Here is a 17492-nt window from a genome sequence, read left to right as displayed (position 1 = left end):
GTGGCGCCCCCGGTCCGCTCGCTCTACGTCCACGCACCGTTCTGCGCGCGGCGCTGCGTGTATTGCGACTTCGCCGTGCATGTGGATGCGCGACCCGATCCGGCGTTCTGGGTGGACGCGCTCGGTCGGGAGTGGGAGGCCGTGCGGACCGAAGGCCTCTTCCCGGTGGACCGGCTCGACACCCTCTACGTCGGAGGGGGCACGCCCTCCCTGCTGGGGGTGGAGGGGATGCAGGGCGTCGCGCGTGTGTTCGCCGACGTGGAGCGCGCTCCCGACCTGGAGTGGACGGTGGAGGCCAACCCGGAGAGCTTCGATCGCGCGGTCGCGGAGGGGTGGCGTCGCCTGGGTGTGGATCGGCTGAGCTTCGGCGTGCAGACCTTCTCCCCCGCGGCGCTGCGCTGGATGGGCCGCCTGCACGGCCCGGAGGGACCGGCCGCCGCGCTGCACGCCGCCCGCGACGCGGGCTTCGACAACCTGAGCGTGGACCTGATCTTCGCCCTTCCCGCCCGGGTCGAGCGGGACTGGTCGGCGGACCTGGAGCGCGCCCTGGCCCTCGAGCCCGATCACGTGAGCCTCTACGGCCTGGGCGTGGAGGCCCGCACGCCGCTCGGCCGGGCGGTCGCGGAGGGGCGGGAGGACCCGGTCGACGAGACACGCTACCAGGAGGAGTTCCTGGAGGCCGCCGAACGGCTGCGGGAGGCCGGGTTCGAGCACTACGAGGTGTCCAACTTCGCCCGCCCGGGGCGGCGCTCGCGCCACAACCAGGTGTATTGGGATGGGCGCCCGTACCTCGGGCTCGGCAACGGAGCCCACAGCCATCAGCCCCCGTTGCGGCGCTGGAACCTCAGGGACTGGCTGGAATACAGGGAGCGCGTCCGGAGCGGGGCCGTGCCGGTGGAGGAAGCCGAGACCGTGGCGCCCGCCGAGGCGCGCCTGGAACGGATCTGGCTGACGCTGCGGACCCGGGAAGGCATTGCGGCGCCGGTACGACCGGGTCCGGCCCGGGATATCATGGACGGGTGGATGCGACGGGGCCTGGCGGAAGCGGCCGGCGACCGCGTGCGCCTGACGCCCACCGGATGGTTGCTGCTGGACGAGCTCGCCGTCGAGCTGGATCGGGCCCTGGACCGGGACCCGGCTCCCGCTGCCGAGCCCAGGGATGGATCGACCGATGTCGGATGAACGACGCACACCGCCGAACGGACCCGACCCGCTGACCGAGCGGGAGCGAGGCGTGCTCGAGGCCGTCGTGCGCACCTACGTGAGCACGGCCGAGCCTGCGGGGAGCCGCACGCTCGCGCGCGGGTTCGAGTTGGGTGTCTCCGCCGCGACCATCCGCAACACCATGTCGGACCTCGAGGAGAAGGGGTACCTCTACCACCCGCACACGTCGGCCGGGCGGGTCCCGACCGATCGCGCCTATCGCTACTTCGTCGACCAGATCATGCGCCCGGCCACGCTGACGGTCACCGAGCGCGAGCGTCTGCAGGCGGAGCTGGGGAGCGGCGCCACCGGGATCGAGTCCCTCGTGCGGATGGCGACCCGCGCGCTCAGCCTCATCACGCGGGAGCTGGGCGTCGCCATCGCACCGTCCATCGAGGAGGCGGTGCTGGAGAAGCTCGACCTGGTGCAGGTCTCGACCCGCAAGGTCCTGCTGGTGGCCAGCATCAAGGGCGGGCTCGTGCGCACCGTCTACGTGGACCTCACCATCGAGGTGCCCGCCGACACGCTGGTCACGCTGACCCTGATCCTCAACGAGCGCCTCGCCGGACTCACGCTGCGCCAGATCCGCGAGACGCTGGCGGAGCGGCTGCGGGGGAGTGTCGAGGACGACCCGGCCGCCGAGGAGCTCATCAACATCTTCATGCAGTCCGGCACGGAGCTGTTCTCGCTCGGTGGCACCGCCGACGGTTCGGTGCACCTGGGCCAGACGTCCGTCCTGGCCGAGCAGCCCGAATTCAACAGCGGCGAGAGCCTCAAGAACCTGATCGAGCTCACCGAGAAACGGGAGCTGCTCGCCGACGTGCTCTCCGAGCGGGTGGTGGGCTCGGGTCTGACCGTCACCATCGGGCGTGAGCATGCGTCGCTGGAGCTGAACGACTTCACGCTGGTCACCGCCGAATACCGCGCCGGGAATCTGAAAGGCGTGCTCGGCGTGATCGGCCCGACCCGGATGCCCTACGAGAAGGTGATCGCGATCGTCGACTACACCTCCTCGCTCATCAGCCGGGTCCTCACCGTTTGAGCCGGCCCCACCCCATGCGGTGCCGGCAGGATCCATGACCGACTACTACGAGCTGCTGGGCGTGACGCGCACCGCGTCCGCCGACGATATCAAGAAGGCCTATCGCAAGAAGGCGCTGGAATACCATCCGGATCGCAACGCGGGCTCCAAGGAGTCCGAGGAAGCCTTCAAGCAGGTCACCGAGGCCTACGAGATCCTGCGCGATCCCGACAAGCGCGCCCGTTACGACCGCTACGGCGTCGAAGGCGTGAAGGGTCGCGGCGGGGGCCCCCAGGGCGGCTTCGACTTCGCCGACGCCGTCGAGGTCTTCATGCGCGACTTCGGGGGCTTCGGCGGCTTCGAGGACCTCTTCGGGGGGCGCGCCCGTCGCGGGCCGCGCAGCACGGCCGGGCAGACCGTGCGACTGCGCCTGCCGCTCACCCTGTCGGAGGTCGCCACCGGGGTGACCAAGCGTCTGCGGGTCGCGTTGCTGGACCCCTGCGGCTTGTGCGGAGGCTCCGGCGCGGCGGACGGGAAGGGCACCACGCGCTGCCCCACGTGTGGCGGCAGCGGCGAGGAGCGCGTGGTGCAGCGCAGCGTGTTCGGACAGTTCGTGAGCGTGACGGTGTGCCGGACCTGCCGCGGCGAGGGCAGCATCATCGAGCAACAGTGCGCGCGTTGCCACGGGGACGGTCGCGAACGGGTGGAGCGCGAGATCGAGGTGCAGGTGCCCGCCGGCGTCAGCTCGGAGCACTTCATCACGTTGCGCGGTCAGGGCAACGCGGGCCCGCGTGGCGGACCGCGCGGGGACATCGCCGTGATGCTGGAGGTGGAGGAGGATCCGCGCTTCGCGCGTCAGGGCGCGGACCTGCTCTACGAGCTCACCGTGACGTTCGCCCAGGCGGCGCTCGGCGCGGACGTGGAGGTCCCGACCGTGGACGAGCCCGTGCACGTGACCGTGCCGGCCGGCGTCCAGACCGGACAGGTGCTGCGGCTGCGTGGCATGGGTCTGCCGCACGTCGAGGGGCGGGGCAAGGGCGACCAGCTCGTGCGCGTGGTCGTGTGGACGCCGGAGCGGCTGACGGGCGAACAGGAGACGCTGTTCAAGCGCCTGCGCGAGGTCGAGTCCCCGCCGCCCGCGCGGGGCGAGGGCAAGGGCTTCTGGTCGCGCGTCAAGGAAGCCTTCGGGTCCACCTGATCCCACCGCGTCCATGATCCCGGAGCGCTGGTTGCGCGTCGCCGTGGGCGACGTGGACGAGGAGCGGGCGGCCCTGGTGGCCGAGGCGCTCGTGGAGGTCGGGGGTCGCGCGGCCGTCGAGGAGGCGGACGGCTGGGTCACCTACGTCGCGCCGCCCGACGATCCCGAGGCCTGGGTCGCCGACCTCGAGGCCCGACTCCTGGACACCGTCGGTGTGCCGCTCCCGGTGCGGTGGTCGTGGCAGGCACACGAGGACTGGGAGGTCCTGTGGCGGACGGGGCTCGGGCCCCGCCGCGTGGGCCGCCGCCTGGTCGTCGCGCCCACCTGGACGGATCCGGAGCCCGGTCCGGACGACGTCGTGCTGCGCATCGATCCCGGCATGGCCTTCGGCACGGCGGAGCACGCCACCACCCGCGTGGCGCTCACGCTGCTCGAGCCCGCCGTCACGCCCGGCGCGCGCCTCCTGGACGTGGGCGCGGGCTCGGCCATCCTGGCCATCGCGGCCGTGCGCCTCGGCGCCGCCGAGGCGCTCGGCATCGAGCTGGACCCCTGGGCCGCGAGCGAGGCCGAGGAGAACGCGCGCGTCAACGGCGTGGGGGACCGCGTGCGGATGGAGGCGCGCGCGTTCCTGCCGGACGACGATGTCGGCACCTTCGACGGTGTCGTGTCCAACATGGTCAGCAGCCGCCTGCGCGCGGCCCTGCCCGGGTTGCTGCGCGCGCTGCGCGCCGGCGGCTGGTTGGTGTTGTCCGGCGTGGAGCAACACGAGTCGGCCGCCATGGCCGAGCTGCTGGCCGGGACCGGCCTCACGCTCGAGGAGACCGCCACGGACGAAGGGTGGTGGGGCGCCCGCTACCGCCGCACCTGACCTCCGGCGGCCTCCCCGCGGGCCGTCAGCCAGCGCTCCGCCTCCGCCGCCAGCCGCACCACCCGCGTCACCGCGAGCACCGACCCCTCGTCCACCCCCGTGCCCAACCGCTCCACCCCGTTCTGCAACATCCGCAGCGCCGGCCGCTCGGGAAGCACCGTCCGGGCGGCACCCAGCACCAGGGGCCGGCCTGAGAGCCCCGCGTCCTCCGGCCGTGCCGCCGGCCGGCTCCGCCCGGGCGTCCCGGCGCGCCAGGGCCCCCGCCAGGGATCGAGGACGCGGGGGGTGGGCGCCGGCGAGCCTCCGCGGACGGGGAGCCGATCCGCGCGCGCGGGCAGGGACGAGGAAGGGGTGCGGGGCACGAGACGGGTCGACATGGGCGCGCTCCGGAGCAGGGAATGAGGTGGGGAGACCATGATCGAAGGGCGCGGCGGGCCGGCCCATGGCACGCCCGGCCTCCGCTCCCGCGTCGGTGGGTCCTCACGTGCACCCGGCTTCGGCCCCCTGCTAGATTGCCGGACCGTGCTGCGCCCGGGACCATCCCGGCGCCGTCCCCGTCTCCCGGAGTCCGCCGACCCGTGAACGCCCCGACGCTCAAGGAGCGCCTGCAGCAGGATCTCGTGACCGCGCGCAAGGCGCGCGACTCCGCGCGCACGCTGCTGCTGTCGACCACCCTGTCGGAGATCAAGAACGCCGAGATCGACAAGGGGGGCGCGCTCGGAGAGGACGAGCTCCTGCAGGTGCTCACGCGCGCGGTGAAGCGCCGGCGCGAGGCCGCCGACAGCATGCGCGAGGCACGGCCCGAGCTGGCGGCCAAGGAGGAGCGCGAGGCCGAGGCGCTCCAGGTCTACATGCCGGCCGCGCTCGACGAGGCGGCGGTGCGGGAGATGGTGCGCGCGGCCATCGCCGGGGGCGCCGCGGACCTGGGCGCGGTCATGGGACAGGTGATGCCCCGGCTGCGCGGACGCTTCGACGGCAAGGAGGCGAACCGCATCGTGCGGGAGGAGCTGGGCGCGTGACGTCCCGCCCTCCCACGGAAGCCCACGCGGGCGTCGGCCGGCGCGGCCGGCGCCCGCGCGCGCGTGGGGGACCGGCCTTCGCCGGCCCCCGCACCCGGGAATCCCTCGAGGTCGATGCGGTGCTGGCCGTGGTGGCTGGCTTCGCGGCGAGCGCGGCCGGGCGGGAGCGGGTCCAGCAGCTTACGCCCTCGTGGGACCTGCCCACCGTGCAGGCGGAGCTCGACCGGGTGGACGCCCTGAGCGTGGTCCTGGAGGGCGACGGGGGGTTCGCGATGCCCGTCGTGCCCGACGTCGCGCGGGTCCTGGATCGCCTGGCCACGTCCGGAGCGGTGCTGGACGGGCGCGAGCTGCAGGGCGTGCGGGCGCTGCTCGGCGCCGGTCACGCGCTGGCCGACCTGCTGGAGACCGCAGCTCCGGCGCTGCAGCCGCTGGCCGCGGCGCTCCTGCGGGATCCCGCGCTCGAGCGGCTGATCGACGACACGGTCGACGACGACGGGACCGTGCTCGACCGGGCCTCTCCCGAGCTGGCCCGCCTGCGCCGCGAGTTGCACGGAGCGCGCGCGCGCCTGGTCAAGCAGCTCGAAGCGGTGGTCTCCGATCTCCCCGAGCGCTTCCGCGTCGCGGACGCGTCCGTGACCGTCCGCCAGGGCCGCTTCGTGATCCCGGTGCGTCGCGAAGGGAAGGGCAGCGTGGGCGGGATCGTGCACGACGAATCCGCCTCCGGGCAGACGCTGTTCGTGGAACCGCCGCAGGCCGTCGACGGCATGAACCGTCTGCGCGAGACCGAGCTCGCCGAGGCGCGCGAGGTGCACCGCATCCTGCGCGACCGCTCCGAGCGGCTGCGTCCCCACGCCGATGTCCTGCGCGCCAGCCTCCAGGCCTGCGTGGCGCTGGACGCGCTCCAGGCGCGCGCGCGCTACGCCGCCAGCATCGGCGCCGTGCGGCCCGCGTTCAGCGAGCCTGGAGGACCCTTCCGCATCCGTCGGGGACGCCATCCGCTCCTCCTGGCCCGCGCCGGCACGGTCGTGCCCTTCGATCTCGACCTGTCCGGCGAGGAGCGCGCGCTGGTCATCTCCGGCCCGAACGCGGGCGGCAAGACCGTGCTGCTCAAGGCCGTGGGCCTGCTGGTCACGCTGCTCCAGTCCGGCGTGCTGCCCCCCGTCGGTCCGGGCAGCGTCTTCCCGCTGTTCCGCCGGGTCTTCGCCGACATCGGGGACCGGCAGTCCATCGCCGAGGACCTCTCCACGTTCTCCGCGCATCTGGCCGTCCTGCGCGACATCCTGGAGCAGGCCGACGACGGCGCCCTCGTGCTGATCGACGAGATGGGAACCGGGACGGATCCCGCCGAAGGGGCGGCCCTGGCCGAGGCCGTCCTGGGCTCGCTGGTGGAGCGGGGCGCGCGGGTGCTGGCCACGTCCCACCTGGGCGCGCTCAAGCGCGTGGCCGAGGGCGAGGCCCGCGTGGTCAACGCCTCGCTGCGCTTCGATGCCGAGCGCATGGAGCCGACCTTCGAGTTCATCAAGGGGCGGCCGGGCCGCAGCTACGGTCTGGCGATGGCGCGCCGGGCCGGCCTCCCGGCGGACGTGCTGGCGCGCGCCGAGGCGCGCGTGGACGACACCGAGCTGCGGATGGAGCAGCTCCTGGCGCGTATCGAGCGCCAGGAGCGTCAGGCCACCGAGGACGCGGCCCGCGCCCAGCGGGCCGCCGATGCCGCGGAGGCGCGCGCCCGCGACCTCGAAGCCCGGGAGGCCGCCCTCGCGGCGCGCGAGAAGACCGCCGAGCGGGACGCGCGCGCCGAGGCGCGCCGGATCCTTCTGGACGCCCGGCAGGAGGTGGAGGACGCCATCGCGGAGGTGCGGACCGCGGCGGACCTCGATCGCTCCGCCCATGAGGCGCGGCGGGCGCTGGAACAGGCGGCGCAGCGCCAGCGGGAGCAGGCGCCGGCGAAGCGCGGGGGTCCCAGGGAGGGGCAGCCCGCCGTGCAGCCCGGGGACCGCGTGCGCGTGGGGGAACGCGGGGGTGTGGGGACAGTCGTCGAATCCGAGCCCGGTCGCATCACCGTCGAGCTGGACAACGGGCTGCGGGTGCGCGTGCCCGACGTCGAGCGGCTCGAGGAGGCGCCGCCGCCGAAGCGGCGCGCCCGCGGCTCCAGCTGGACTCCCATCGAGCACCAGGCGGCGCACGAGGTGGACCTGCGCGGCCTGCGCGTGGACGAGGTGGACGCGGCGCTGCGGCGCGCGCTCGACCACGCGGTGCTCGGGGACCTGCCCAGCCTGCGCATCATCCACGGCAAGGGCAGCGGAGCGCTGCGTGGCCGCGTGTCGGAGCTGCTGGCCGACGAGCCTCGCGTCGAGTCCTATCGGCCGGGCGCGGACGGCGAGGGCGGCACCGGCGTCACGGTGGCGAGCCTGCGATGATCCCGGACGACGTCGTCGAGGAGGTGCGCTCGCGCGCCGACATCGTCGAGGTCGTGGGCGAGGTGGTGCCCCTCAAGCGCTCGGGGAAGGACTACAAGGGGAAGTGCCCGTTCCACGAGGACCGCACGCCCAGCTTCTACGTGGTCCCGGCCAAGGGGCTCTTCCACTGCTTCGGCTGCGGGGTGAGCGGCGACGTCTTCACGTTCCTGATGAAGCGGCAGGGCCTGGAGTTCACCGACGCCGTCAAGGCGGTGGGCGGCCGCTTCGGCGTGGAGGTGCGCGAGGTCAGCGCCCGGCGCGCGGAGGACGACCCCCACCGGCCTCTCCACGAAGCCAATGCGTTCGCGCGCGACTTCTTCCGCGAGCGGCTGGCCGCGCCCGACGGGGAGCGGGCGCGCCGGTACCTGGAGCAGCGCGGCATCTCCGACGCGGTGGCCGAGCGCTTCCAGCTGGGCTACGCGCCGGACGCCTGGCACGAGCTGCGGGATGCGGCCGCGCGCCACGGGATCGACGAGACCCTGCTCCTGACGGCGGGGCTCCTCTCCCGCAGCGAGAAGCGTGACGCGCCGTACGATCGCTTCCGCGACCGGCTCGTCTTCCCCATCGAGAGCTCCACCGGTCGCGTCGTCGCCTTCGGGGGCCGCGTGCTCGGTCCGGCCACGGGGACCCCGAAGTACCTCAACTCACCGGAGTCTCCCGTGTACCACAAGGGACGGGAGCTCTACGGTCTCTCCTGGGCCAAGCACGAGATCCGCCGTCAGGAGGCCGCGCTCCTGGTGGAGGGGTACATGGACGTGGTCTCGTTGGCGGCCGCGGGGGTGGCCCACGTCGTGGCCAGCCTCGGCACCGCCACCACCCACGAGCAGGCCGAGCTGCTCAAGCGCTACACGACCCACGTGTACCTGTTGTTCGACTCCGATGCCGCCGGGCTGAAGGCGACCTTCCGGGCGGGCGACGTCCTGCTCGGGGTGGGGATCCGCCCCTCGGTCGTGACGTTGCCGCCCGGCGAGGATCCGGACTCCCTGGTGCGCACGGGAGGGGGGGGCGCCCTGAAGCCGTATCTGGAGCAGGCGGTGGACGTACTGGATCGAAAGATCCAGATTCTGGACGAACGTGGATACTTCTCCTCGATCGACAAGACCCGGAGGTCGCTCGACCGCCTCCTGCCCACCGTACGGGCCGCGCGGGACGCCGCGCTCCGCGACCTGTACGTGGACCGCGTCGCCGCCCGCACGGGCGTCCGGCGTGAGACCATCGAGTCGGAGCTGGCCCGTCCCTCGCACGCTCCCCCCGAGTTCCGTCCTGTCCCGCCGCCGTCGACCCCGCCTCCCCCGTCCGCTCCCGTGGCCCGCCGCCGCATGGGCGCCGAGCGCCAGCTCCTGCTGGTGCTCCTGCGCAACCGGGGCTGGATCCCCCGGGCGGCCGAGATCGTCGGACCGGAGTCGTTCATGGATCGGGCGTACCGCCGCATCTACGAGATCCTCCTGGACGAGCCCGGCCTCGAGCACGTGCCGCCCGACCTCGACCCCGGCCTCCAGCGCCGCTTCGAGGACCTCTTCGGGGATCCGGAGGTGCTGGAGCACGGCGGACAGGTCTTCGAGCACGCGCTCGCGGCGATCCAGATCGCGGAGCTGGATCGGCGCATCGACGCCCTGGACGCACGCATCGGTCGCGCGACCGGAGAGGAGAAGCAGGCGTTGGTGGCCGAGAAGCAGACGTTGATGCGGGAACGAAGCATGCTGGGCGAGAACTGGCGGCGCAGCGCGGGCAATCTGCAACGTCTCAACCTGAACCAGGACCAAGAGCGAAGCGAATGACGGACGGAAGTCAGAAGACCTTGCTCGATCTCCAGAAGATCGACGCGGAGATCCAGCAGGCCGATCGGCGCAAGCAGGAGTACGGGCCGCAGCTCGAGGAGGTGGGCGAGACGGTCACGCGTCTCGAGGGCGAGCTGGAGCAGGCGCGCAACCGCCTCAACGAGCTGACGCTGGACGAGCGGCGCCTGGAGTCGGCCGCCCGCGACAAGAAGGCGCGGCTGGACAAGCTGCAGGAGCGGCTCAACAGCGTCCGCAACCTGCGGGAGGAGGCGGCCGTGCATGCCGAGGCCGACCTGGTGCGGCGCGCCATGGAGGCGGACGAGCACGAAGCCCTCAGCGTTCTGGACCTCATCAAGCGGGCCGAGGAGCGGATCGGCGAGCTGGAGCGCGACTTCGAGAGCGCCCAGGCGGAGGTGGCGCCGCGGCGCACGGAGCTGCTCGAAGCGCAGCAGGCCGTCCAGGTCGAGATCGACGCGCTGAACGAGCGGCGCGCGGGCATCGCGGCCCAGGTCCCCTCCGACCAGCGCTCGTACTACGAGCGCATCCAGGAGAAGGGCCGCCGGGTGGTGGTGGCCGCGCTCACGGAGGACGGCGCCTGCGGCAACTGCTACGCGGTCATCCCGCTCCAGCTCCAGAACGAGGTGCGCCGTGGCGGGGCGCTGATCCGCTGTGAGTCCTGCGGCGTGATCCTGGCCGCTCCGGAGCCGGCGCCCGAGGACAGCGTCGCGTCCGAGGCGTAGCAGGGTGGTGGGAGACCGGCGACCGGGCGTGCGGTAGCGGGTCGGCCGCGTCATGGTCCCCCCTGCCACGGACGTCGAGCGCGGGCTGATCCGGCCCGCGCCGCGTTGGGTGCTTCCCCCGCCGCCGGATCCGGCGGCGGTGCGGGCGCTGGAGCACACCCTGCGGTTGCCGCCGTCGCTGTGCGCGCTGTTGGTGGCACGGGGGCACGGCGAGCCCGAGCGGGCGCGCCGCTACCTGCGACCGCTCGTGGAGCACCTGCACGATCCCGCCGCCCTGCCCGACGCCGAGCGGGCGACCGCGCGCATCCGCGCCGCCTGTGCCGGCGGCGAGCGCATCCTGGTCCATGGCGACTACGACGTGGACGGCATCTCGGGCACGGCCCTGCTGTCGACCTTCCTCCGGGGGATGGGCGCGGATGTGGTACCGTTCGTCCCCCACCGCCTGCGCCATGGCTACGACTTCGGTCCGGCCGGGGTCGCTGCCGCCGAGGAGGCGGGCTGTGGCCTGATCGTCACCGTCGACTGCGGCATCCGCGCCCACGCGGCCGTGGATGCGGCGCGGGCGGCCGGCATCGACGTGATCGTCACCGATCATCACACGCCCGCGCCCACCCTTCCGGCCGCGCTGGCGGTGGTCAATCCCAACCGGGCGGACTCCTCCTATCCCAACCCGGGTCTGGCCGGCGCCGCGGTGGCGTTCAAGCTGTGCGAGCTGCTCGCGCGCCAGATCGGGATGCCGCGCGACGACCTGCTGCCGCACCTGGACCTGGTGGCGCTGGCCAGCATCGCCGACCTGGTGCCGCTCACGGACGAGAACCGCGCCCTGACCCGGATCGGGCTGCGCGCCCTGGAGCGCACGGAGCGGACCGGGCTGCGGGCGCTGCTGGAGGCCACCGGACTGGCGGGCGGCACGCTGGAGGCGGGGGCGGTGGGGTTCGTGCTGGCCCCGCCGATCAACGCGGCCGGACGGATCGCCGACGCGCGCCAGGCGCTCGACCTGTTGCTGGAGTCCGACCCCGCCCGGGCCGCGACGCGGGCCGGCGAGCTGGTCCGCCTGAACCAGCAGCGACAGGAGGAGGACCGGCGCACCCTGGCCGAGGCCCTGGCCGACCTGGGACGGCAGTGGGAAGGCGGCGGCCGGCATGGACTGGTCGTCGTGGGCGAGGGCTGGCACCCCGGGGTCATCGGCATCGTGGCCTCCCGGCTCGTCGAGCGGGTGCACCGGCCGGTGGTGGTCGTGAGCCTGGACGGCGACCGCGGGCGCGGCAGCGCCCGCTCCGTGCCGGGCTTCCATCTCTACGAGGCCATCGAAGGGTGCGGCCACCTGCTCGAGCGCTTCGGGGGCCACCGCATGGCGGCGGGGCTGGACGTGGGGCGCGTGCAGCTGGAGGCGTTCCGGGAGGCCTTCGATCGCATCGCGCGCGAGCGCCTGACGGAGGAGCTCCTGCAGCCGGCGCTCTCGCCCGACCTCGAGCTCGACCTGGCGCACATCGACGACGCCTTCTACGACCTCCTGCGCCATGCCGGGCCCTTCGGCGTGGGCAACCCGCGGCCGCTGTTCCTGGCCCGCAACGTCCCGCTGACGTCGCCGCCCCGCTCCGTGGGGAAGGGCCACCTCGCCCTGGAGCTGGGAGCGGGTCGGGCCCGCTTCGGCGCGGTGGGCTTCGGGCTCGCCGATCGCATCCCGCCCGATGTGCTGGGCACCGGCCCCGTGGACGTCGTCTTCCAGATCCGCCGTGAGACCTGGCGGGGACGTACCTCCCTGCGCCTGCGCGTGAGCGACATCCGCCGGGCCCAGCCGTGAGGATCATCGCCGGCCGCTGGCGCGGCCATGCCATCAAGGCGCCCCGCGGCCGCGGCGTGCGCCCCACCACGGACCGCGTGCGCGAAGCCTGGATGGGCTCGCTCATGCCCCGCCTGCCGGGCGCGGTGGTGCTGGACCTGTTCGCGGGCTCGGGCGCGCTCGGCCTCGAAGCCCTCTCGCGTGGGGCGGAGCACGTCGTCTTCGTGGAGCGCGCCAAGGGCGCGCTGGACGCGCTGGAGGCCAACGTGGCCGCGCTCGGCGCTCGCGACGAGGTGCGGATCGTGCGCGCGGACGCCCTCAAGGCGCTGGACCGTCTGGAGAGCGAGCACTTCGACCTGGCGGTGGCCGACCCGCCGTACGGCGAAGGCTGGGAGGTCCGCCTCCTGGAGCGCTTCCTCGCCCAGCCGTTTGCGCGCGAGTTCTGGGTCGAGCATCGTTCGCGCGATCCGGTCCCGGAGGACCCCCGCATCGAGCAACGTCGCTACGGAGACACCACCTTGACCCACCTCTTCGCATGAGCCCCCGACCGGAGCGCGTCGCGCTCTATCCCGGCTCCTTCGACCCGGTGACGCTCGGGCACGAGGACATCGCGCGGCGCGCGCTCCAGCTCGCCGACCGCGTGATCGTCGCCGTGGCGGAGACGGCGACGCAGATCAAGCGCACCCGCTTCACGGTGGACGAGCGCCTCGAGCTCCTGGCCACGTCGTTCGCGGACGAGCCCTCCATCGAGGTGGCGCGCTTCTCCGGCCTCCTCGTGGACTTCGCGCGCTCCACCGGCGCGACGCTGGTCGTGCGTGGGCTGCGCGCGGTGTCGGACTTCGAGTACGAGTTCCAGATGGCGCAGATGAACCGCGCATTGCACGCCGAGCTCGAGACCGTGTTCCTGGTCCCCAACCACGACTACGACTACCTCTCGTCGTCGCTCGTGCGGGAGGTGGCCGCGCTCGGCGGGGATGTGACGCGGTTCGTGGCCCCCCACGTCCTGGCCGCGCTCGGGAACCGCTGACCGCTCCCGTGTCGGATCCGCGTTCGCCCTTCCTCGCCTCCCTCGCGGAGCGCGCCCGCGCCGCGCCGCGCCGCATCCTGCTCCCGGAGGGCAACGATCCCCGTGTCCGCGAAGCCGCCGGGGTCCTGGTCCGGGAGGGTCTGGCCCGGCCCGTCCTGCTGGGGACGCCCACGCCCACCCCTCTGGCCGGCGTGGAGGTCCTGGAGGCCGCGTCGGCGGCGTTGCTCGATCGCCTGGTGGCCCACGTCGTCGCGCGGCGGGCGGGCAAGCTCGATCCCGACGACGCCCGCGCCCGCCTGGAGGATCCCCTGATCCGGGCCGCTGCCCTGGTGGGCATCGGCGAGGCCGACGGCGCCCTGGCCGGGGCCGTGCGCTCCACCGCCGACGTCATCCGGGCTGCCCTGCTGGGCGTCGGCCTGGCGCCCGGGATCGGCACCGTGTCGTCCAGCTTCTACATGGACGTGCGGGACTTCCGGGGTCGGGGGCGGGAGGTGCTCACCTTCACGGATGCGGGGGTCGTCCCCACGCCCACGCCGGAGCAGCTCGCCGACATCGCGCTGGCCGCGGCGCGGGCCCGCGTCCGGGTGGTGGGGGATGCGCCCCGGGTGGCGTTCCTGTCCTTCTCCACGCTGGGCAGCGCGGGCGGGCCCGAGGTGGAGAAGGTCCGCCGGGCCCTGGCCCGCTTCCGGGAGATCGCGCCCGGCATCCCGGCCGCGGGGGAGCTCCAGGCCGACGCGGCCCTCATGCCGGGGGTGGCCGCCCGCAAGGCGCCCCGGTCGGAGGTGGCCGGCACGGCCAACGTGCTGGTCTTCCCCGACCTGGCGGCCGGCAACATCGCCTACAAGCTGGTGGAGCGTCTGGCCGGTGCCACCGCGTTGGGGCCCATCCTGCAGGGCATGGCCCGGCCGGTGAACGACCTCTCCCGGGGGGCGGCCGCGGCCGACATCGTGTGGGGCGCCTGCATCACGGGCCTCCTGCTGGAGGACCCGCGGGAGACGCGGGCCGGGGCGGCCGCCGCGCCGGCCCCGGAACAAACGTCGTAGCGACGGGTTGCCCCTCTTCGCGCGCTTTTTGTATCGTTCGAACGCCCGACCCGACGCCGGTCCACACGGTGCGGGCCCTATCCCACCCAGCAGTCGATTCCGGAGGCAGGATGGCCTTCACCGTCTCTCGCGAAGGGGAGATCACCGTGGTGGACGTCGAGGGACAGCTCATCGTGGGCAACCGCCAGGAGTTGAAGCAGCGGGTGCTCGAGGAGCTGGAGAAAGGCGAGAAGACCTTCGTCATCGACTTCTCCAACACCGGCTACATCGACTCCTCGGGGTTGGGCGTGTTGGTGAGCCTGTCCAAGAAGATCCGCGAGCAGGGCGGGGAGCTGCGTCTGGCGGGCCTCAACGAGGACCTGCGCACCCTCTTCGAGCTCACCAAGCTCGATACCTTGTTCGTGATCGCCGATTCCCGCTCAGAGGCACTCCAGGGGCTGTGAGCCGGGAGTACCTGACCCTCATGGGGTTCGGCGATCCGAGGTTGGACGACCTCGTCCTGGAGCTCCCCAACGACCTGTCGGCCATCGAGTCGGCGGTCGAGCATGTGGTGGCCTGCCTGAACGGCCATGCGGACCCCCGCAAGCTGAGCCTCAACCTGCGGGTCGGGCTGACCGAAGCCCTCTCCAACGCGATGCTGTACGGCAACCGCCAGGATCCCCACAAGCGCGTGCGTGTGGAGATCTCGCGAGCGCCGCACCGCATCACCGTGCGCGTGACCGATGAGGGCCCCGGCTTCGATCCCGCGTGCGTTCCCGACCCCACCCAGCCGGTCAACCGGCGCCGGCCCTGCGGCCGGGGGGTGTTCCTGATGCGCAAGCTGATGGACGAGGTGCACTACAACGAGCAGGGCAACTCGGTCACGCTGATCCTGCGCTCCAGCACGGGCGGTCTGGGCGGAGCCCAGGCATGATCCCGGACGGCCCGTCCGGGCCGCCGCTGCCGGAAACGGTCCTCCGGACCCTCGAAGACTTCCGCACCGCGCTCGGGATCGACGTGCGCCTCGTCGCCACCGTGGACGGTGCGCGCGTCGTGCGCGATCCCGCGGGAGCGGTGCCCTTCGACGGCGCCGCGTTGCGGGTGCCGGTGGCCACGCGCTCCGGTCCTCCGCTCGAGATCGAGCTGTGCGGCGCGACCGGCAGCACGACGCTGGGCGACCTCATCGCGCACCAGGTGGAGTTGGCCCTCGAGTACGATCACGAGGTGCACTTCTTCACGTACGAGCTCTCCGAGCGCTACGAGGAGATCAACCTCCTCTATTCCATCTCCGAGACGCTGGGCTCCATCCTGCGGCTGGAGGACGCCGCCCACGCGATCCTGAACGAGGTGTGCGACGTGCTCGCCGCCGAGCGTGGCTCGCTGTGGGTGCACGACGAGCACCCCGGCATGCTGCGCCTGGTCGCGTCCGTGGGGCGCTCCGGCCGCGACCAGCCCATCCGCGTGGACGACGTGGACGCAGTGACCGCCCGCGTCTTCCGTGAGGGCCGGGCGGCGATGTACGGTCCCGCGGACGCGGAGGCGGAGGGTCCCGATCGCCCGGTGGAGCGGCGCGGCGGAGCGCGTGCCACCGAGTCCATGCTCTCCGTGCCGATCCGCTACACACCGCCGAGCGGCGTGCCCCGCACGGTGGGGGTGATCAACCTCGTGGGCCGGCGCACCGGGGAGCGCTTCAGCGCGTCCGACCAGAAGCTCCTGTCCGCCATCGCGAGCCAGGTCGGCGCGGCGCTCGAGAACAATCGCCTCATCGAGAAGACGCTGGCGCAGGAGCGCATGGGGCGCGAGATGCAGCTCGCGCACGACCTGCAGATGAAGCTCCTCCCGCCCGTGGATCGCTTTCCGGGTGCGGAGGTGGGCGCGCGCGTGCGTCCCGCCGAGCAGGTGGGCGGGGACTTCTATCAGCTCTTCCCGCTCAGCGGCGGCCGCATCGGCGTCATGATCGGGGATGTCTCGACACACGGCTTCCCGGCGGCGTTGATCATGACGCTGGTGATGAGCGCGGCCGCCATCTACGCGGCCGAAGGCGGTTCGCCCTCCGGCGTGCTGGCCCGCGTCGACGCCGCGGTGCGCGACGAGCTCGAGACCACGGAGATGTACCTGACGCTGTTCTACGGCGTCATCGATCCGGCCGCCCATCGTCTGGTCTACGCCAACGCCGGGCACCCCCACGCCTTCCGCATCCAACCCGACGGGACGGCAACCCGGCTGGCGGCCACCGATCCACCCATGGGCATCGCGCCCGAGGGTCGCTACACCGAGCGGAGCGCGGCGTGGGAGCAGGAGGACGTGCTGCTGCTCTTCACGGACGGTCTGTCCGACCTGTTGGCCGAGGACCGGCGCGGCTCGGGCGAGGAGCGCGTGATCTCCACGGTCGTGCGTGAGCGCACGCGGCCCGTCGCGGAGATCGTGGACCTGCTCTTCGCGCTGGCCGCGGACAGCGAAGGGACCATTCCCGCCGACGACCGCACGGCGATGATCGTCCGGCTCTGACGGCCGCGGTGTCGCTGCACGGACGACCCAAGCGCTCGCTCGGTCAGAACTTCCTGGTCGATCCCACGCTCGCGCGTCGCATCGTGGACGCGGCGCCCATCGAGCCCGGGGACACCGTCGTGGAGATCGGGCCGGGACGTGGTGCGCTCACGCACGGGCTGCGGGAGCGCACCGACCGTCTGGTGCTCGTCGAGCTGGACGACGCGCTGGCCGCCCACTGGTCGGATCGGGCGCAGCACGACCCCGGCATCACGCTGCTCCACGCGGACGTGCTCGAGCTGTCGCTGGCCGCGCTGGGCGATCCGGCCCACACCGTCGTGGTGGGCAACATCCCCTACAACATCACCTCGCCGCTGCTCTTCCACCTGCTGGCCCGGCCCCGTCCCCGTGCGATCGTGGTGATGGTCCAGAAGGAGGTGGCCGACCGGCTCCGGGCGGAGCCCGGCAGCAAGGCGTACGGAGCCCTGACCGTGGGCATCCGCACGGTCGCGGAGGTGGACGGGGTGCTGCGGGTGCCGCCAGGCGCCTTCCGGCCGCGCCCGCGGGTGGACTCGGCGGTGGTGCGGCTCGTGCCCCATCGTCCCCCGCGCCTCACCGTGGACGAGGAGGGTAGGCTACGCCACGTCGTGCGCGCGGCCTTCCAGTGGCGGCGGAAGCAGATCGCCAAGGTGCTTCGCGATCACCCCGACCTGGCGCTGGGCGCCCGGGCGGACGGCGTCCTGGACGCCGTGGGACTGCCGGCGGAGCGGCGGCCGGACCAGATCGCCCCCGAGACGTGGGTGGCCCTGGCGCAGGCCTGGGCCGACGCGCGGGCGAGGGGGGCAGGATGAGGACCCCGGCCAATCCGTTGCTTCCGCGACCTGATCGGC

At 73.3% G+C, this 17492-nt stretch carries 17 protein-coding genes; 16 read left to right on the top strand and 1 reads right to left on the bottom strand.

Annotated features, from left to right (window positions below; all coding sequences use genetic code 11):
* Genes hemW through R3E98_07580 form a run of 4 tightly spaced genes read left to right on the top strand, consistent with a single transcriptional unit; the run spans position 1 to position 4290 of the window.
* Entirely contained in the window at positions 1–1182 is a 1182-nt protein-coding gene (gene hemW, locus R3E98_07595; GenBank protein MEZ4423253.1) for a radical SAM family heme chaperone HemW, read from the top strand.
* Positions 1172–2245, top strand: coding sequence for a heat-inducible transcriptional repressor HrcA (hrcA, locus tag R3E98_07590; protein MEZ4423252.1), 1074 nt, complete (start codon positions 1172–1174; stop codon positions 2243–2245). Before hemW ends, hrcA begins: the two co-directional genes overlap by 11 nt.
* Positions 2246–2279: 34 nt before the next feature.
* The gene (gene dnaJ, locus R3E98_07585; protein ID MEZ4423251.1) at positions 2280–3422 is read left to right on the top strand and encodes a molecular chaperone DnaJ; all 1143 of its coding nucleotides are present in this window, start codon (positions 2280–2282) and stop codon (positions 3420–3422) included.
* Between the two features lie 31 nt (positions 3423–3453).
* Positions 3454–4290 carry a 50S ribosomal protein L11 methyltransferase gene (locus R3E98_07580; GenBank protein ID MEZ4423250.1) on the top strand — a complete coding sequence of 279 codons (837 nt, stop codon included), beginning with the start codon at positions 3454–3456 and terminating at the stop codon, positions 4288–4290.
* On the opposite strand, the gene R3E98_07575 is transcribed toward R3E98_07580, so the two are convergent.
* A complete protein-coding gene (locus R3E98_07575) occupies positions 4275–4667 on the bottom strand; it encodes a hypothetical protein (protein MEZ4423249.1) in 393 nt (130 codons plus the stop codon). The two genes, R3E98_07580 and R3E98_07575, sit on opposite strands and share 16 nt — an antisense overlap.
* 201 nt (positions 4668–4868) lie before the next feature.
* On the opposite strand from R3E98_07575, the gene R3E98_07570 reads away from it, so the two are divergent.
* The 12 genes from R3E98_07570 to rsmA all read left to right on the top strand — a co-directional run bounded on the left by R3E98_07570 (position 4869) and on the right by rsmA (position 17453).
* Positions 4869–5309 carry a GatB/YqeY domain-containing protein gene (locus R3E98_07570; GenBank protein MEZ4423248.1) on the top strand — a complete coding sequence of 147 codons (441 nt, stop codon included), beginning with the start codon at positions 4869–4871 and terminating at the stop codon, positions 5307–5309.
* Positions 5306–7726: an endonuclease MutS2 gene (locus tag R3E98_07565; GenBank protein ID MEZ4423247.1), complete on the top strand. Its 2421-nt coding sequence runs from the start codon at positions 5306–5308 to the stop codon at positions 7724–7726. Before R3E98_07570 ends, R3E98_07565 begins: the two co-directional genes overlap by 4 nt.
* On the top strand, positions 7723–9543 hold the full coding sequence (gene dnaG, locus R3E98_07560) for a DNA primase (GenBank protein ID MEZ4423246.1): 1821 nt from the start codon (positions 7723–7725) through the stop codon (positions 9541–9543). Before R3E98_07565 ends, dnaG begins: the two co-directional genes overlap by 4 nt.
* Complete coding sequence (locus tag R3E98_07555; protein MEZ4423245.1) at positions 9540–10283, top strand: C4-type zinc ribbon domain-containing protein; 744 nt, start codon at positions 9540–9542, stop codon at positions 10281–10283. The genes dnaG and R3E98_07555 overlap by 4 nt, the downstream gene beginning before the upstream one ends.
* Positions 10284–10335: 52 nt before the next feature.
* A complete protein-coding gene (gene recJ, locus R3E98_07550; protein MEZ4423244.1) occupies positions 10336–12087 on the top strand; it encodes a single-stranded-DNA-specific exonuclease RecJ in 1752 nt (583 codons plus the stop codon).
* On the top strand, positions 12084–12605 hold the full coding sequence (rsmD, locus tag R3E98_07545) for a 16S rRNA (guanine(966)-N(2))-methyltransferase RsmD (GenBank protein ID MEZ4423243.1): 522 nt from the start codon (positions 12084–12086) through the stop codon (positions 12603–12605). Before recJ ends, rsmD begins: the two co-directional genes overlap by 4 nt.
* Entirely contained in the window at positions 12602–13093 is a 492-nt protein-coding gene (gene coaD, locus R3E98_07540; GenBank protein ID MEZ4423242.1) for a pantetheine-phosphate adenylyltransferase, read from the top strand. Before rsmD ends, coaD begins: the two co-directional genes overlap by 4 nt.
* Positions 13094–13101: 8 nt before the next feature.
* On the top strand, positions 13102–14136 hold the full coding sequence (locus R3E98_07535) for a phosphate acyltransferase (protein ID MEZ4423241.1): 1035 nt from the start codon (positions 13102–13104) through the stop codon (positions 14134–14136).
* A 110-nt stretch (positions 14137–14246) separates the two neighbouring features.
* On the top strand, positions 14247–14579 hold the full coding sequence (locus tag R3E98_07530) for an STAS domain-containing protein (GenBank protein ID MEZ4423240.1): 333 nt from the start codon (positions 14247–14249) through the stop codon (positions 14577–14579).
* On the top strand, positions 14576–15049 hold the full coding sequence (locus R3E98_07525; GenBank protein ID MEZ4423239.1) for an ATP-binding protein: 474 nt from the start codon (positions 14576–14578) through the stop codon (positions 15047–15049). The genes R3E98_07530 and R3E98_07525 overlap by 4 nt, the downstream gene beginning before the upstream one ends.
* The gene (locus tag R3E98_07520) at positions 15046–16623 is read left to right on the top strand and encodes a GAF domain-containing SpoIIE family protein phosphatase (GenBank protein MEZ4423238.1); all 1578 of its coding nucleotides are present in this window, start codon (positions 15046–15048) and stop codon (positions 16621–16623) included. The genes R3E98_07525 and R3E98_07520 overlap by 4 nt, the downstream gene beginning before the upstream one ends.
* 8 nt (positions 16624–16631) lie before the next feature.
* On the top strand, positions 16632–17453 hold the full coding sequence (rsmA, locus tag R3E98_07515) for a 16S rRNA (adenine(1518)-N(6)/adenine(1519)-N(6))-dimethyltransferase RsmA (GenBank protein MEZ4423237.1): 822 nt from the start codon (positions 16632–16634) through the stop codon (positions 17451–17453).
* The last annotated feature ends 39 nt before the right edge of the window (positions 17454–17492 follow it).

Source organism: Gemmatimonadota bacterium (assembly GCA_041390125.1).
In the GTDB taxonomy this organism is placed as follows: domain Bacteria; phylum Gemmatimonadota; class Gemmatimonadetes; order Longimicrobiales; family Gaopeijiaceae; genus JAGQIF01.
The sequence above is the reverse complement of the archived record's forward strand: the minus strand, read 5'-3'. Positions and strand labels throughout refer to the sequence as shown.

What these genes read in the sequence shown, in the direction of transcription:
- hrcA (MEZ4423252.1), top strand. Translation starts at nt 1,172, where the DNA reads ATGTCGGATGAACGACGCACACCGCCGAACGGACCCGACCCGCTGACC.
- dnaJ (MEZ4423251.1), top strand. Translation starts at nt 2,280, where the DNA reads ATGACCGACTACTACGAGCTGCTGGGCGTGACGCGCACCGCGTCCGCC.
- R3E98_07575 (MEZ4423249.1), bottom strand. Translation starts at nt 4,667, where the DNA reads ATGTCGACCCGTCTCGTGCCCCGCACCCCTTCCTCGTCCCTGCCCGCG.
- dnaG (MEZ4423246.1), top strand. Translation starts at nt 7,723, where the DNA reads ATGATCCCGGACGACGTCGTCGAGGAGGTGCGCTCGCGCGCCGACATC.
- R3E98_07555 (MEZ4423245.1), top strand. Translation starts at nt 9,540, where the DNA reads ATGACGGACGGAAGTCAGAAGACCTTGCTCGATCTCCAGAAGATCGAC.
- recJ (MEZ4423244.1), top strand. Translation starts at nt 10,336, where the DNA reads ATGGTCCCCCCTGCCACGGACGTCGAGCGCGGGCTGATCCGGCCCGCG.
- coaD (MEZ4423242.1), top strand. Translation starts at nt 12,602, where the DNA reads ATGAGCCCCCGACCGGAGCGCGTCGCGCTCTATCCCGGCTCCTTCGAC.
- R3E98_07530 (MEZ4423240.1), top strand. Translation starts at nt 14,247, where the DNA reads ATGGCCTTCACCGTCTCTCGCGAAGGGGAGATCACCGTGGTGGACGTC.
- R3E98_07520 (MEZ4423238.1), top strand. Translation starts at nt 15,046, where the DNA reads ATGATCCCGGACGGCCCGTCCGGGCCGCCGCTGCCGGAAACGGTCCTC.